Here is a 14,549-nt window from a genome sequence, read left to right as displayed (position 1 = left end):
CAGCCGCTTGACGCAGAGGCCTCCTTATATTTCCCTCTTGCCACCACGGGTGCCAGCTTGAATCGCCCACAAACTGTAGAGAGCTGGCAATCCACATGCCAGCGCCATCAGCCAGAAGACGCTAGGCTGTCCGCGGGATGAGAGTAAAGACACCACGGGCGGACCTGCAGCCACGCCGATGAAGCGAGTGCTCGTGTAAACCGACGTGATGGAACCACGTTGTTCTTTCTGCATGCTTTCTGTAATGAGTGCATCGACGGCTGGCAACGCGCCGCCAATGCCGATCCCGATGATACAAACGGCTATCATCAGCCACTCGGTAACGAATACGAGTGCGGCTACGGCTGAGCCGATGCCGGCCAGGAGGCAACTGCCGGCCACCATGTATTTCATGCGTCGTTTGTTTTTGCCGATGATACGTCCGGCGCCATATGACGCGAGGCACAGGCAACAGAGAGGAATCGCAAGAAGGGCTCCCTTCGAAATGCCATTTGCATTCCAGTCAGATTCCAAGCGATCAGAAAAGTACACGAGCGTGCCGAACAATACAAACATCGCCGTGGCACCCACAAGGAAGACTGCCGCCAACCAGCGCAGGTGATGGCGCAGCAAAGCCAAAAGCATCGGCAGGCTGGTAGGCCGATGCGAGTTGGACTTGTCACGCTTGGGTACGCGTACAAAGATCATAATCATGGCCGCCGAAGCGACACATAGTAGGGGTATGGCGTAAAAAGGAAGATAAAATGCCCATGCCGCCAATACCGCGCCGAGAATTGGACTAAGCACCTTGCCAAATGTGTTGGCTGTTTCAATGGTACCCAACGCCTTGCTGATCTCTTCATCGCGCTTGAGTATATCGCCAACGAGTGGCATTGCAATTGGCATGGCGCCTGCTGAGCCAGCCCCTTGCAGAAAGCGCCCAGCTAATACCAAGGCATAGCTATGGAACGGGCTTGCCCCCATACCGGCAACCAGTCCGCCCACGGCCGTGATCGCAAAGGAAGGCAAGATGACACGTTTCCGTCCAATCCGGTCAGATACGAAACCAGCCACCGGGATTAGAACGATGGCGATGAGCGAATAGGCCGTGATCACCAAGCTACTTTGAAACGCCGTGATGTGAAGTTTGCGTTGCATGATGGGGAGCACCGGGATCATCATCGAATTGCCAAGCGTTATGATCAGCGGGATGGTCGCCACGCTTGCGACATCCCAGCGCGTGTTTTTGCGCATAGCAAGCCACCTCTCTGCGGCACGCGCGCTATCTGCGATCCTGTCGCTTGAAGAGCAGTGCAGACATGGCGATAATCCCTACCACGTCAAAGTATGCCAGCGAATGATCGACGACGGAGTAGGGGCTCGTCGCCCAGGTAACATTGGTCCAGAACGCAGGGCTGAGAATGAGATCCATCGCGCACATGACAAGGATGCCTGCGCCGACACCGCGAAAACCGCCAAACAAGGCGATGGCGCCGAGCACGACTGCGGCGGGTTCGAGTCGCAGCACACCAAATGTCGGCGTGACCGCGCACAGGATGGCGATGGAGAGGGCAATAAGCCCACAAATACGCGCATACCTGGGCACGGCGACAGAAGATTGCAGCCATTTTTCCATATCAATTCCCCCATTGTGGTTGACGGTCTGGGTTTCAAATTGGTTCCTCGATCCGCTGGGTGGCCTGCTCGGCGGCGTGTCTATCCGACAACTTTCCGCAAGATCTGGTTTGCCACAGGCAACGGTCACCTATACCCCAGTGCAGGTCGACTGGCGTTCCACATTGTCATGGAAGATTGGTACAATTGGTTGCGGATCAGATGTCTGAACAGGGAGTCGAACGCGAATTGGCAGACCATGACGAGAGAAATCCGATATCTCTAAGAATGGTAATCGTAGGCCCTGGCCGCGTTGGAACAGCCGTGGCCTGTGCCTGTCGCGATATGGGTGCGCATGTCGAGTGTGCCCTGGAGAAGGATACAGGCAGCAAGCGCGCCTCCGAATTTGAGCGGATGACAGGTGTGCCGGTCATGTCGTGGCACACCGCTGTGCAAATGGTTCGTCGTGCGGATGTGGTATGGCTTACAGTGCCAGATCGGGCGATTGCCAACGTTGCCATGCGGCTGTGTGAACTCGACATGCTGCGCCCCGGCCAAATGGTGATACATACTTCCGGTGCCTTGACGAGCCATGCCCTCAGCGCGGCAGCCAATTGCGGCGCCTACGTGGGCAGTGTCCATCCACTACAGGCATTTGCCGACGTTGCCTTAGGAGCAAGGGCATTGTCAGATATCGCGATCGCGGTGGAAGGCCATCCTGAAGTGGTGCGTCTGGCCTTTATGTGGGCGCAGCGGTGGGGATGCCATCCCTTTGCGTTGTCCGCGGCGGACAAGGCGGCTTATCATGCAGCGGCGGTTCTGGCCTCAAACGCTCTGGTAGCGTTGCTGGGGACGGCGGCGCGGCTAGCTCCGTTGCCGGATGGCGTACGTAGTCTCTTACCGTTGGTTCGGGGCACCATTGACAATGTCGAGCGCCTGGGAATTCCGCAGGCCCTGACAGGCCCCATTGAGCGGGGGGATACGGCGACCGTTGTGAAACATCTGGACGCGCTTGCGGACGATTCGGCCGCGCGCGATGTCTATCTCGCACTGGCGCGGGCAACAGTGCCGATTGCGCTCGCGAAAGGCAGTATTGGCATGAATCAAGTTGATGAGTTGGAACGATGGCTTGGATCGGAAACAGGGGGAGAATAAATTGGCAAAGAACGTAACCGTGCGAACACTCGCCAAGATGAAGCAAGCTGGCGAAAAGATTGCCATGATGACGGCGTACGACTATCCCACGGCGCGTCTCTTGTCGGAGGCAGGCGTGCATATATTGTTGATTGGCGATTCGCTTGGTATGGTCGTGCAAGGCCAAACGACGACCGTTCCGGTGACACTGGATCAGATGATCTATCATGCCAGCATGGTATCGCGTGGCGCGACGAATGGGGCGATGGTCGTCGCCGATTTGCCCTTCTTAACGTATCAGGTGACGCCGGAAGATGCCATGCGCAGTGCCGCACGCATGATGCAGGAAGGTGGCGTGCACGGTTTAAAACTGGAAGGTGGCAAGGAACTGGCGCCGACCGTTTCCCGACTCGTTCAGGCAGGCATACCGGTGATGGGGCATATCGGACTCACGCCGCAGTCTGTGCATGCCTTTGGCGGCTTTGCGGTGCAAGGAAAAACGGCGGATGCAGCCATGCGCATGATCGAGGACGCTAAGGCGATTGAGGAAGCAGGGGCGTTTGCCATCGTCCTTGAGGCTGTACCTGCGGAAGTGGCCGCTGCTGTGACCGAGCAGCTCGCGATTCCCACCATCGGGATCGGCGCTGGGCCTCAGTGCGACGGTCAGGTGCTCGTCTTCCACGATTTCATCGGGTACACGTCAGGGTACATCCCCAAGCACAACAAGCGGTATGCTTCCATTGCCGAGACCATCGTAACGGCTGCGCGGCAGTACGTTGATGAGGTAAAGAGCGGTGCCTTCCCAGGTGAAGAGCAGACGGTTCATCTACAGGCCAGCGAACAAGAGGCGTTTCAGGATTTGTTGCAAAGAAAGGGTGAGCGTCGTGGCTAAGTCGTTTAGGCAATGCGAAACCATTCTTGACTTGCGCCAACTGGTCGCAGCGGCAAGAGCGAATGGCCAGCGGATCGCGCTCGTGCCGACGATGGGGTATCTGCACGAGGGCCATCTCGCGTTGGTCGAAGCCGCAAGCCGCGAGGCGGATTTTGTCGTCGTCAGTATCTTCGTCAATCCGCTGCAGTTTGGTGCCAATGAAGATTTGAGTAGCTATCCGCGCGATCTCGCCCGCGATCTGCGCTTACTCGCCGAGACCGGTCAGTGCGATGTTGCGTTCACGCCGGAGGTTGCCGAGATGTACCCGCGGCCGATGGCGACGACCGTGCAGCTCCCAGATATGGCTGCAAAGCTATGTGGGAAAACACGTCCCGGCCATTTTGCTGGCGTTGCGACTGTCGTCTCGAAGCTATTTCATATCGTGGCACCGGATGTGGCGTGTTTTGGCCAAAAAGACGGCCAGCAACTCGCCATTATCCGCCGCATGGTCGCCGATTTGAACATGCCCATCGAGATTGTTTCCGTGCCGACGGTACGCGAGGCCGACGGGCTAGCGAAAAGTTCGCGCAACGTCTACCTTTCTCCCGAGGAGCGCGATCACGCGACTATACTTTATCGAACTCTCAGCTGGGCGCGCGAGCAAATCGCGAATGGCAACCGCGATGGCAAGGCCATTGCATCCGGCATGCGTGAGCGCATTGCAGCAGATCCCATTGCCCGCCTTGATTATGCCGAGGTCGTGTCGCTTGCCGATTTGGAGTCGATCGACGTGATCGAAGGCGATGTCATGCTCGCGGTGGCGGCGTATTTCGGCAAGGCGCGACTGATCGACAACCTACAGCTAAACGTTTGACGATGCTGTAAAAACCACTTGAAAATGTATAGGGAGTCCGGTATGGTGAGGCGGCGAGTTGTTTACGAATGAATTGAGGAGGGAAATCTCGAGTGCGACACACAAACCGCCAAATGGTGACGGTTGCGATGTTGGTCGCCGTGTTCCTCGTCGCTATCGACGTCACGGTCGTCAGTACGGCGATGCCACACATCGTGCGCGAATTGCACGGTCTTAGCCTTTATAGTTGGGTGTTTGCCATTTATACCTTGACAACCAGCGTGACGACGCCCATTTACGGCAAGTTGGCCGATCTCTTTGGACGGAAAGTCATATTTAGCATTGGTGTTATTCTATTCGTTCTCGGTTCTGCGCTTTCCGGTGCTTCACAGAACATGACGGAATTGGTCTGGTTTCGCGCGTTCCAAGGAATTGGCGCCGGCGCCGTGATGCCTATCACGTTCACCATCATCGGCGACCTCTTTCCCGGCGAACAGCGCGCACGTATGCAAGGGTTATTCAGCTCCGTATGGGGTGTGGCTGGGCTGCTCGGACCTCTTGTCGGCGGGTTGTTTGTCGATCACGTCAGCTGGCGCTGGATCTTCTATATCAACGTGCCAGTCGGTGCTGTGTCGTTTGTCCTAGTGCTCTTGTTCTTGCATGAGAAGTTTGAACGGCACGCCAAGTCTATCGATTATCTTGGGGCGGCCGTCTTCACCGTCGGCGTATCTGCTTTACTGTACGCGCTGTTGAATGGTGGCAGTCAATACGCGTGGGATAGCGGTACCATCATCGGTCTGTTTGTCGCGGCTGCAGTTTTTCTTGCAGGTTTTGTCTGGATCGAGCGGGTGGCAAAAGAGCCGATGTTGCCACTGAGCCTGTTTTCGAACCCGGTCATTGCCGTATCAAACATGATTGGCTTTCTTTCGAGTTTCGTGTTGATTGGCGCAAATGTCTATCTGCCCATGTGGATCCAGACCATACTTGGCCACAGCGCAACCAGCTCGGGTCTCACCCTGATGCCGATGTCGATTGCCTGGCCGCTTGGCTCGACGTTCGCCGGTCGTTTCATGTATCGGGTGGGAGCAAAGCGGACCACGGTCATTGGGGCCATTTTAGTTGCCTGTGCAACGCTCTGGTTGTTGGCCGTCGCGCTGCACTCGCCCTATTGGTTCTTTGTCGGCATCATGGTGGTCATGGGGCTTGGTATGGGCTACGTGACGACTCCGACGACGGTCATGATTCAATCGGCGGTGCCGTGGCAAATGCGTGGTGCGGCGACTGGTTCGAACCAGTTCTCGCGGTCTCTCGGGCAAACCATCGGGGTCACGGTCTTCGGGGCACTCTTTAACGCAGGGGTTCAAGATTACGCCACCCGACATGCAAATGGGTTAGCAGGGCTCAGTTCAAGCCGGCTCACGGGTATTCTGAACCAACTCAGCGGTGGCGGTTCGGCGACAGGCCTCTCGGCAGGCCTAAAGGCGTTTGTCGATCAAATGCTCGCTCACGCCTTACATCATATTTTCATCACGATGTTCGGTATCGGGTTGTTGACGCTTGTCGTCTCGTGGTTCCTCCCTTCGCACCAAAAGGTGATGGAACAGCAGAAGCAGGTCGCATAAGCCTGTGGTATGGATTGTCCGTTCCCGGCTACACTACGTGTGACGATCACATTCGGTAGACGGGGGGATGCCTGTGAAGAGGCCGTATGTGCCAGAGGTGGAAGTTGACCATCGTTTGCACGACGATGGTGAAGGTCTGCGCGTGACGCGCGAGCAGATCCGAGATGTCTACTTTGCCGGCACCAGTGACGGCATCGTCTTTCTAGACGAGGGCCGCGTACGGAATTTGCAGGCGACAGCCGGCATCCCGGATGACGTCGAATGAGGATTGTCTGAACACAGGGCGGACTGGCCAACACGTGTGGCGAGCCGCCCTGTTTTGCGTCTTCTTGCCGCCGTTCGGCGCTTTGTCCATGACAATCCGGGACAAGGCCGCATTGTATACGGTGTGTTCGCTTCCATGGGGCGGGCACAAATGGCAGGAAGGCAGGTGAAGGAACGTGAATACGGCAACCGTGGTTCTGACCATCGACAACCGGACAAATCGGGTCCTGCGCTCCATCAGCAGTGCAGGGGCTCCCACCATCCATCGAGGCGCTTTGGCGCGCACGGCCATCTATCGGCTGTTGCACAATGGCTATGTGGAAGCGTCGAGCTTTGAGGGCAAGTTCTACACTGTCCTTGGCTTCGTCGAAGAGACTGAAAAAGGCATCGAGGAATAACCTGGAACAGGTGAGGGGGCCGACCTTTGGGGTCGGCCTCTTTGTCGCACGCATTTCCCTACATGTCGTTAAACCGCCAATCGTTTTTCAATCTAGGCAGGCTATACTGCTTACTGAAATCGTTCAGGTTTATTCATGTGGGGGCGGGTGTTGTGGATGGCCAAGCAAATGAGCAAGCAGCTCATTGCCATGTGCACGGTAGCGCTCGGCGCAATGTATGTAGCGGGCTATGCCGTCACCGCACCATTTGCAGAGCAACCGGTGGCCGGCGTGTCAAACGGATCGAATACAACGCATCAACGCGCCGAGTCTGATTCGACGGACAACACAAACGATGCAACGACAAACGGAAGCGGCGGAACAAGCGCCGTGAAATCGGCCAAGTACATAGATGGTACGTATCAAGGCACGGGATCCGATCAAATAGGCACGGTCGACGTGGCGGTGACCATTCGGAACGGCAAGATTGTGCGGGTGGAAATCACCGAGTGCGACACGCATTATCCGCAAAGCGATATCGATCCCGTGCTGCCAAACGAAGTGATTGCGAAGCAGAGTGCCAACGTGGACTTCGTCTCTGGCGCTACGCTCAGTTCGTACGCGTTCGCGATGGCTGTCCAACAGGCCCTAAGTCAGGCCCAGAATCCTAACGACAAAGGGTGATGTAAATGGGGCGGTCGGCCTTGGTTCAAAAGGAGTTCGTCGCGATGGACACGCGTGTTGCCATCACTGGGGTTTCGCGAACGCTCCCAGAAGCCGCCATCAGACAGAGCATCGACAACGCAATCACGCTGTTTTATGACGTCGAAGCGAGTTGTTCGCGGTTTCGATCTGACAGCGAAGTGAGGCAGTTGCTTCTGTCCGTCGGCGAACCTGTTGCGGTGTCGCCTTTATTGTATCACCCGCTGCGGTTTGCGCTGACAATCGCGGATATCACCGCTGGTCGCTTCGATCCCGCCGTCGGCCGCCGCATGGAGCAGCTTGGTTTTGTGGTCGACTATCAGTCCGGTCGTTCAATCGCAAGCTCATCTGTGTCGGAAGACGCGTCGTACCGGGACATCGAGTTGGACGACGAGCACCAGACGGTCACGTTGCATAGACCTGTTGTTATCGATCTCGGTGCTGTCGCCAAGGGGTTTGCCGTCGATCTTGCCGCCTTGCAACTGCAGGCACTCGATGGATTTGTGATCGATGCAGGTGGCGACATTTACGCTGGCGGAGCTCGCCCGAGCGGCGAGCCGTGGCGGGTCGGGATTCGGCATCCGCGCATCCCTGACGCCATGGTGACGACATTAGCCATATCCAATCGCGCGGTCTGCACATCGGGCGATTACGAGCGAAGAAGTCCTGTTGTACCAGACGCATCGCACATTGTGTTGCCGAGGAGCGGGGGCAAGACACCGATAAGTGCGACTGTGATTGCCCCCTATGCCATGATGGCGGACGCTTTATCCACGGCGGCCATGCTCCTGCAGCCCGACGAGGGACGAGCCCTGCTTACCGATTGCGGTGCCGAAGGGTTGCTCATCATGCCAGACTTATCAATTTGCTACACGGACGAGTGGGAGGTGTACATCGATGAGTGACACGCGAACGGGACCGCTAGAGCGGCGGCAACGCACAGGTCTTAAGCGCTATTTGCGGACGCCAAAAGGGTTGGTACTTACGCTGTTGTGTCTGTTATTGTTCATTGGCACCGTCGACAGTGGAACGCTGCACGGTATCTTCAACGTCTGTGTCGCGGTCATCACTGCTGTTGTCTGCGACACCATCGCGCTTTGGTTGCAGCGCTACCCCATTCGCTTGTCTGACGGTGGGCTGGTGACGGCCGTGATCGTCGGGCTGGTGCTTGCCGCAGACACGCCGATTACAGTTGTGATCGCGGCGACGGCCATCGCCATCGCGTCCAAGCATGTGCTGAGGATTGGCCGCAAACCCATCTTCAACCCGGCGGCGGTTGGCCTGCTTGCCGCGATTGTGGGATTTCACGCAAGCGAAAGTTGGTGGGGGGATTTGTCCGCTATGCCAGCGTGGAGCGCCGCGATCGTGCTTGTCGTTGGTTACGCCATCGTTCAACGCGTCAACAAGTTCCCGCAATTCTTCTCCTTTTTTGCAGTCTATTTAGCCTTTTTTGCGTTCGAAGGCGCTTTTCATGTCACCTTGGCCGCGGATGCGTTTCGCAACCCTATCATCAACTCCGCCTTGTTCCTAGCGTGTTTTATGTTGACGGACCCGCCCACTTCACCGGCGCGCTATCGGCATCAGATTGGCTTTGGTGCCATCTCGGCCATCGTCAGCGGTCTCATCTATCTGACGTTTGGCGGCCTTTCGTATTTATTCATCGGCCTCCTCTCGGCAAATCTGTGGAAGCTTTGGATAACGCGTCAGAAAAGTGTGATAGGATAGGTAGAAACGGAGGCGAATATGGGATGCGCTTAGAAGCAAACAGCAAACTCGTGATGATTGGCGATTCCATCACTGACTGTGGCCGCCAGCAACCGATTGGCGAAGCACCCCGCGGAGGGCTTGGTTTTGGCTATGTTGCGTTTGTCGACGGTATGCTACAGGCACTATATCCAGACCGGCCGATACGTGTCGTCAACGTCGGGACGAGTGGCAACACCGTGGTCGACTTGCAAGAGCGCTGGCAGCGCGACGTGATCGATCAACGCCCTGACTACGTGTCGGTGATGATAGGCGTCAACGATGTTTGGCGGCAGTTTGACGCGCGTCTATTGTACGAGAACCATATCAGCTTGGATCGCTACCGAGAGACATTGCGTTCACTTGTGGCGAAGACGCTCCCGCGCGTTAAGGAGATGTTTTTGTTAAGTCCATTTTTCCTCGAGCCCAACCGCAGCGATCCGATGCGTGCCATGGTGGACGCATACGCGGATGCGATGAAAACGGTTGCTGATGAGACCGGCGCGACGTTCATCGACGTGCAGGTCGAATTCGATGAGCGCCTGCAACATCTGAACACATGGAGCTGGTCTGGAGATCGCGTCCATCCATACATCAATGGGCACATGGTCATTGCCAGGGCATTTTTGCGCGAAATTGGCGCGCAATGCTAGGCATCATGAATGGTTATCGGCGCCGGGAGATACGCACCCGGCGCCGATTGGTCAATTCACTTACCAGGCATAGGCTTCGGGCGCAGGTTTGCCCGGGCCGGGGAAGATTTCCTGCAGGCGTTCCATTACGTCGTCGGTCAGCTTGACTTCGACGGCGCGAAGCGAGTCCTCAAGCTGCTGTATGGTCCGCGGTCCAATGATGGGCGCCGTGACGGCTGGATTGGCGAGAAGCCAGGCGAGCGCAATCACATCTTGAGGCTCACCGAGTTCGTCGGCCAGTTGCTTGAACGCTTCCAATTGGGCTCGGTGTTTCTCAACTTCTGCATGTGCGCGCGCACTGCGCGATCCGGTGCGATTCAAAGCATTGCGCCCGAGCAAACCGCCCCCCAGTGGGCTCCAAGGAATGACGCCGATGCCGTGTGCCTGTGCACTCGGCAACACTTCCAGTTCTGGCTCACGACACAGCAAGTGGTATTTATGTTGTTCCGAGACGAGTCCGAGGAAGTTGCGCTGTTTTGCGGCAGCTTGCGCGACAGCCAAATGCCATCCGGCAAAGTTACTCGCACCTACATAACCAATTTTGCCTTGGTAAACGGCAACTTCGAAGGCACCCCAGAGTTCGTCCCAGGTGACACGCAAATCGACGTGGTGCATTTGATACAGCTCGATATGATCGGTCTGCAGGCGCCGCAAGGAGCCCTCGAGGTGTCGACGAATTTTGTATGCCGAAAGGCCGCGTCCCTCATTCGGTCCATCGAGTGGATCTTCCATAATGTTGTAAACCTTGGTCGCAAGCACGACCCGTTCGCGGCGCCCTCCTCCTTGTGCGAACCAACGGCCGATAATTTCCTCTGTCCGGCCACGGTGACCTTCGCCACCGTACACGTTCGCAGTATCGAAAAAGTTGATCCCAGCGTCGAGTGCTGCGTCCATAATGCGAAATGCGTCTTTTTCATCGGTTTCGGGTCCGAAGTTCATTGTGCCAAGGCACAGTCGGCTAACCATCAGCCCAGTTCGGCCAAGCTTGGTAAATTCCACACAAGACACCTCTTTCGCATCGTGATATCATGTCTATCAATAGCACGTTCGGGTAACGCTTTCAAATACGAATCGGCAAGAAAATTGGAAAGCACGAAATTTCCTCAAAAATAGCATCTCATGAAAAGGGATTTGCTTGCGATTCACGAAGGTATACAATGTGAATAAGAGGTGCCGAAAGCGATTTCGGCCGTTGCTCGAGCGCGCCAGAGAATCATGCTGGCAGGCATTTAGAAAGCTTGATTTGCGCAACGGGCCAAAGCACAACTGGGGCCGGGTGATTGACACTACAGAGAAAAAGGAAGTTGTTGCAATGACCACTATCTATGATATTGCGAGGCGAGCTGGCGTATCGGCTACGACTGTCTCCAAGGTTTTAAATGGATATCCCGATGTCAGTGCCAAGACGCGCGAAAAAGTGCAACGCATCACAAATGAACTCGGCTATCAGCCGAGTGCGGCCGCACGCGGTCTGGTCACGCGCAGATCGATGTCCATCGGTGTTTTCTTTCAAGATGAGTCGGGAATGGGTTTTCGCCATCCGTTCTTGCACGATATCATTGCCAGTTTTCAGGACGTCGTGGGTGCAAGCGGTTACGATGTGCTCTTTTTCTCGCCCACCAACGGATCGAAAACGCCACAAGGGTTTGAGGCCCGGGCGCGCCACCGCGATGTGGATGGGTTATTTTTGCTCGGCGTACCCCGCACATCGCCAGGGCTGACCTCGCTTTCTCGCAGCCGTATTCCCATCATTTCGGTCGATCTCGACCTTTTAGGCTCGCGTGCCAGCTATCTGGTGTCCGACAATATTGGAGGCGCCCGCGTGGCTGTAAGCCACCTCGCCGAACTGGGGCATCGTTACATCGGTTTCGTCGGCGACAGAACGGGGACAAAACCTGGACATGACCGGACTCTGGGGTATCATCAAGCGATGCAGGAACTCGGTCTTCCATTTCGTGCAGAATGGGTCTTGGAGGGGGACTTTACCGAAGAATCGGGCTATGAAGCCATGCAGAGAATGCTCGCCTTGCCGGAAATGCCAACGGCGGTTTTTTTCGCTTCGGATATGATGGCCATTGGCGCAATGCGCGCTCTGCGCGAGGCGGGGTTGACGCCTGGGGACGACGTTTCTTTAATTGGCTTTGACGATGTCCAGCTTGCCGCATATGTCACACCTGCCTTGACCACCATTCGTCAGAATAAAGAGGAAATGGGCCGCATGGCAGGGCACGAGTTACTTGAGCTCATGCAGAACCCGAACAAACCTCCGGCTGTGTTGACGGTTCCTATCGAATTGGTGGTGCGTTCGAGTGTCAAAAGAATTGGTATTGGTTCAACTCCGCAACTTTCGACAAGCCTCCACAGGGCGTAATCGCTTTCGAGTCATTCCCGTCTTTCTACTGATCTAATCATGTTTAGAGAGAGACGGGAATATCAAGATTCCGTTCAAAATCCCTATTTGTCATTTGAAAATTTTCTTTTGTCGGCATATTGAAAGCGTTTTAGGACAAGTGCTAAGATGTTGTCGTCAGAAATCTTATCCAACAGGAGGGGGTAGTTGGCAGATAATTCGAAATCGGTTTCTATTGTAGCTATCTAGAAATCACTGAATTACGACAAAGATTGTAGGGGGATTCATATGTTTAAAAAGGCATGGGCAGTCGCATTAACAGCGCCTGCGGCGGCGCTGATCGCTCTCTCGGGACTTGCTACGACGGCTTCTGCAGCATCTGCACCAACCACGTTGACAGTCGTGCCAAATGTGTTGGCTACCTGGCAGGACAATTTCAATCCGTTTGCCGGCACCAACAGCGTTTCCGGTACTTTGGGCAATATTTACGAAACCCTTTTCTATTTCGACAATACCACTGGCAAGCAGTTTGACTTGCTCGGCAAAAGTTTCACGTTTAGCAACGACAACAAGACATTGACCGTCAACTTGCAAACGAAGGCGAAGTGGACGGACGGAAAGCCGTTCACCGCACAGGATGTGGTCTTCACATTCAATGAGTTGAAGAAGTACCCTGACGCTGATACCAATGGCATCTGGCAACAGTTGTCCAGCGTGAAAGCGGAAGGAAACTACAAAGTCATCTTCCAGTTTAGGCAACCCAATATTCCATTTGCAGAGCAATACGTGCTTGGCGGTACATATATCGTACCTCAACACGAATGGGCGAACCTTGGAGACCCCGCCAAAGCCAAAATCACGCATGATAAGGCAATCGGTACAGGCCCGTTCAAGTTGATGTCCTTCTCGACGCAAGACGTCAAATACGAAGCCAACCCAAGCTATTACAACGGGGCTCCGAAGGTTCAAATTTTGAGCTATCCAGCGTACGCGACCAACCAAGCTGCCGATCTCGCTCTAGCCAGCGGGCAAATCCAGTACGCAGGTATCAACATCCCGGACATTCAGAAGACGTTTGTGGCGGCAAATCCGAAACACAATCACTACTACTTTCCGCCCAACAATCCAGTAGAACTGTACCCGAATTTGAACAACCCGCTATTGGCACAACTCCCTGTGCGCGAGGCCATCAGCGCGGCTATCAATCGGACACAGCTATCCGTAAAAGGAGAAACGGGATACGAAAGCGTCGCATCTCCCAATGGCCTCGTATTGCCGCCGCAGAAGACTTGGCTTGATCCGAAATTGCCAGCCACCGACAAGACATTCACACAGAGCGATGCGAAGGCGGTTAAGCTGTTGACTGCGGCCGGTTTTAAAAAGGACAAGAACGGCATTTTCGCGAAAAACGGCAAAGAGTTGTCGTTTAATCTCTTGGTTGTCGCCGGTTGGAGCGATTGGGACGAAGACGCGTTGCTGATCAAACAAGATCTTCAGAAGATTGGTATCAATGTCAACGTCCAACAGGAACAGTATTCGGCATACTACAACCAGATCGATCCTGGCGCAGGGCAGAAGCCAACCTACGATCTCGCCATTTCCTGGACGAATGTCGGCCCAACGCCATACACCTTGTATTACGACATGCTGGACTCGAACGGCTCGTTTAATATCGAGGGGTACAAGAACGCGACGGTCGATGCGGCCCTGTCGGACTTCTCCAAGACGACAAACGTCACGCAACAGAAGAATGATATCTACAAGATTGAGAAGATTGCCGCCGAGCAACTGCCGGTTATTCCACTTCTCAACGGTGCGTTGTGGTACGAGTACAACGATGCACAATTCACGGGCTGGTCCACACAAAGCAATCTCTGGATTGATCCATCGCCGTACAATTATCAGTCGGCAGCCATTGTCATGGATCATCTCAAGCCCATTGGTTAAGTCGCCAGATCAAAGCAGCGCCGGACGAAGTTCATCCGGCGCTGTTTGTCGTACGCCCAGCATGGGCGGAATCTTTAGGGTGTAAGTCCCGAACGGGGGTTGGCGACATACCTACCGTTAGCCAAGAGCAAGGGTGTCCACCGTGAGGTGGAATCTGAAGGAAGCTGGAGGCAAACCCTCGACCTGAGGTACACGAATCGCATTTGAGGCTGTCATAGTTGGACGAGTTGCCTACACACAACGAAGTCCTAAGTCGCCAAGAGCTACGGCAGTAAACTGCGGCAGGTACGTGAGGGGAAAGAGTCCGTTCTTATCTGGGGAGACCTGTCTGCGCGCTAGCAAGGCTAGTAACCGTCATCGAGAGGTGACGCTGAACAGGCAGGGGTCAGCAGAGGTCATAG

15 protein-coding genes are annotated in these 14,549 nt (G+C 55.3%); 12 read left to right on the top strand and 3 right to left on the bottom strand.

The window, feature by feature from the left end; translation table 11 throughout:
- Positions 1 to 24: 24 nt before the first annotated feature.
- Together BLU70_RS11480 and BLU70_RS11475 are read right to left on the bottom strand one after the other, a co-directional pair.
- The gene (locus BLU70_RS11480; protein ID WP_074693539.1) at positions 25 to 1,233 is read right to left on the bottom strand and encodes an MFS transporter; all 1,209 of its coding nucleotides are present in this window, start codon (positions 1,231 to 1,233) and stop codon (positions 25 to 27) included.
- A gap of 28 nt (positions 1,234 to 1,261) precedes the next feature.
- Positions 1,262 to 1,615 (bottom strand): hypothetical protein, encoded by a 354-nt coding sequence (locus tag BLU70_RS11475; protein ID WP_074693538.1) that lies wholly within the window; start codon positions 1,613 to 1,615, stop codon positions 1,262 to 1,264.
- 200 nt (positions 1,616 to 1,815) lie between these two features.
- Here BLU70_RS11475 and BLU70_RS11470 point away from each other — a divergent pair, with 200 nt between their 5' ends.
- From BLU70_RS11470 to BLU70_RS11430, 10 genes are all read left to right on the top strand, one after another.
- The gene (locus tag BLU70_RS11470) at positions 1,816 to 2,748 is read left to right on the top strand and encodes a Rossmann-like and DUF2520 domain-containing protein (RefSeq protein WP_074693565.1); all 933 of its coding nucleotides are present in this window, start codon (positions 1,816 to 1,818) and stop codon (positions 2,746 to 2,748) included.
- Position 2,749: 1 nt separating this feature from the next.
- Complete coding sequence (gene panB, locus BLU70_RS11465) at positions 2,750 to 3,619, top strand: 3-methyl-2-oxobutanoate hydroxymethyltransferase (RefSeq protein ID WP_074693537.1); 870 nt, start codon at positions 2,750 to 2,752, stop codon at positions 3,617 to 3,619.
- Positions 3,612 to 4,472, top strand: coding sequence for a pantoate--beta-alanine ligase (panC, locus tag BLU70_RS11460; RefSeq protein WP_074693536.1), 861 nt, complete (start codon positions 3,612 to 3,614; stop codon positions 4,470 to 4,472). Before panB ends, panC begins: the two co-directional genes overlap by 8 nt.
- A 92-nt stretch (positions 4,473 to 4,564) precedes the next feature.
- Entirely contained in the window at positions 4,565 to 6,073 is a 1,509-nt protein-coding gene (locus tag BLU70_RS11455; RefSeq protein ID WP_074693535.1) for an MDR family MFS transporter, read from the top strand.
- Between the two features lie 73 nt (positions 6,074 to 6,146).
- A complete protein-coding gene (locus BLU70_RS14420) occupies positions 6,147 to 6,338 on the top strand; it encodes a YozQ family protein (protein ID WP_143027532.1) in 192 nt (63 codons plus the stop codon).
- 175 nt (positions 6,339 to 6,513) lie between these two features.
- Positions 6,514 to 6,735 (top strand): hypothetical protein, encoded by a 222-nt coding sequence (locus tag BLU70_RS11450; RefSeq protein WP_176780899.1) that lies wholly within the window; start codon positions 6,514 to 6,516, stop codon positions 6,733 to 6,735.
- 156 nt (positions 6,736 to 6,891) lie between these two features.
- Positions 6,892 to 7,398, top strand: a complete 507-nt coding sequence (locus tag BLU70_RS11445) for an FMN-binding protein (RefSeq protein WP_074693534.1) — start codon at positions 6,892 to 6,894, stop codon at positions 7,396 to 7,398.
- A gap of 44 nt (positions 7,399 to 7,442) precedes the next feature.
- Positions 7,443 to 8,321 (top strand): FAD:protein FMN transferase, encoded by an 879-nt coding sequence (locus tag BLU70_RS11440; protein ID WP_176780898.1) that lies wholly within the window; start codon positions 7,443 to 7,445, stop codon positions 8,319 to 8,321.
- Positions 8,314 to 9,141: an RnfABCDGE type electron transport complex subunit D gene (locus BLU70_RS11435; RefSeq protein ID WP_074693532.1), complete on the top strand. Its 828-nt coding sequence runs from the start codon at positions 8,314 to 8,316 to the stop codon at positions 9,139 to 9,141. The genes BLU70_RS11440 and BLU70_RS11435 overlap by 8 nt, the downstream gene beginning before the upstream one ends.
- A 23-nt stretch (positions 9,142 to 9,164) precedes the next feature.
- A complete protein-coding gene (locus BLU70_RS11430; RefSeq protein WP_074693531.1) occupies positions 9,165 to 9,812 on the top strand; it encodes an SGNH/GDSL hydrolase family protein in 648 nt (215 codons plus the stop codon).
- Between the two features lie 60 nt (positions 9,813 to 9,872).
- Here the strand turns inward: BLU70_RS11430 and BLU70_RS11425 are convergent, their stop codons facing one another.
- Positions 9,873 to 10,817, bottom strand: a complete 945-nt coding sequence (locus BLU70_RS11425) for an aldo/keto reductase (RefSeq protein WP_420865899.1) — start codon at positions 10,815 to 10,817, stop codon at positions 9,873 to 9,875.
- A gap of 346 nt (positions 10,818 to 11,163) precedes the next feature.
- Here BLU70_RS11425 and BLU70_RS11420 point away from each other — a divergent pair, with 346 nt between their 5' ends.
- A complete protein-coding gene (locus BLU70_RS11420) occupies positions 11,164 to 12,222 on the top strand; it encodes a LacI family DNA-binding transcriptional regulator (RefSeq protein WP_040290324.1) in 1,059 nt (352 codons plus the stop codon).
- A gap of 267 nt (positions 12,223 to 12,489) precedes the next feature.
- Positions 12,490 to 14,148 carry an ABC transporter substrate-binding protein gene (locus BLU70_RS11415; protein WP_074693529.1) on the top strand — a complete coding sequence of 553 codons (1,659 nt, stop codon included), beginning with the start codon at positions 12,490 to 12,492 and terminating at the stop codon, positions 14,146 to 14,148.
- Positions 14,149 to 14,549: the final 401 nt, after the last annotated feature.

Origin of the sequence: Alicyclobacillus hesperidum (assembly GCF_900107035.1) — a bacterium.
Classification (GTDB): Bacteria; Bacillota; Bacilli; order Alicyclobacillales; family Alicyclobacillaceae; genus Alicyclobacillus; species Alicyclobacillus hesperidum.
This window is presented reverse-complemented; position numbering and strand designations above follow the sequence as displayed.

Excerpts from the sequence above, each read along its gene's own strand:
- BLU70_RS11480 (WP_074693539.1), bottom strand. The coding sequence starts at position 1,233 with ATGCGCAAAAACACGCGCTGGGATGTCGCAAGCGTGGCGACCATCCCG.
- BLU70_RS11475 (WP_074693538.1), bottom strand. The coding sequence starts at position 1,615 with ATGGAAAAATGGCTGCAATCTTCTGTCGCCGTGCCCAGGTATGCGCGT.
- BLU70_RS11470 (WP_074693565.1), top strand. The coding sequence starts at position 1,816 with ATGTCTGAACAGGGAGTCGAACGCGAATTGGCAGACCATGACGAGAGA.
- BLU70_RS11445 (WP_074693534.1), top strand. The coding sequence starts at position 6,892 with ATGGCCAAGCAAATGAGCAAGCAGCTCATTGCCATGTGCACGGTAGCG.
- BLU70_RS11440 (WP_176780898.1), top strand. The coding sequence starts at position 7,443 with ATGGACACGCGTGTTGCCATCACTGGGGTTTCGCGAACGCTCCCAGAA.
- BLU70_RS11435 (WP_074693532.1), top strand. The coding sequence starts at position 8,314 with ATGAGTGACACGCGAACGGGACCGCTAGAGCGGCGGCAACGCACAGGT.
- BLU70_RS11430 (WP_074693531.1), top strand. The coding sequence starts at position 9,165 with ATGCGCTTAGAAGCAAACAGCAAACTCGTGATGATTGGCGATTCCATC.
- BLU70_RS11425 (WP_420865899.1), bottom strand. The coding sequence starts at position 10,817 with ATGGTTAGCCGACTGTGCCTTGGCACAATGAACTTCGGACCCGAAACC.
- BLU70_RS11420 (WP_040290324.1), top strand. The coding sequence starts at position 11,164 with ATGACCACTATCTATGATATTGCGAGGCGAGCTGGCGTATCGGCTACG.
- BLU70_RS11415 (WP_074693529.1), top strand. The coding sequence starts at position 12,490 with ATGTTTAAAAAGGCATGGGCAGTCGCATTAACAGCGCCTGCGGCGGCG.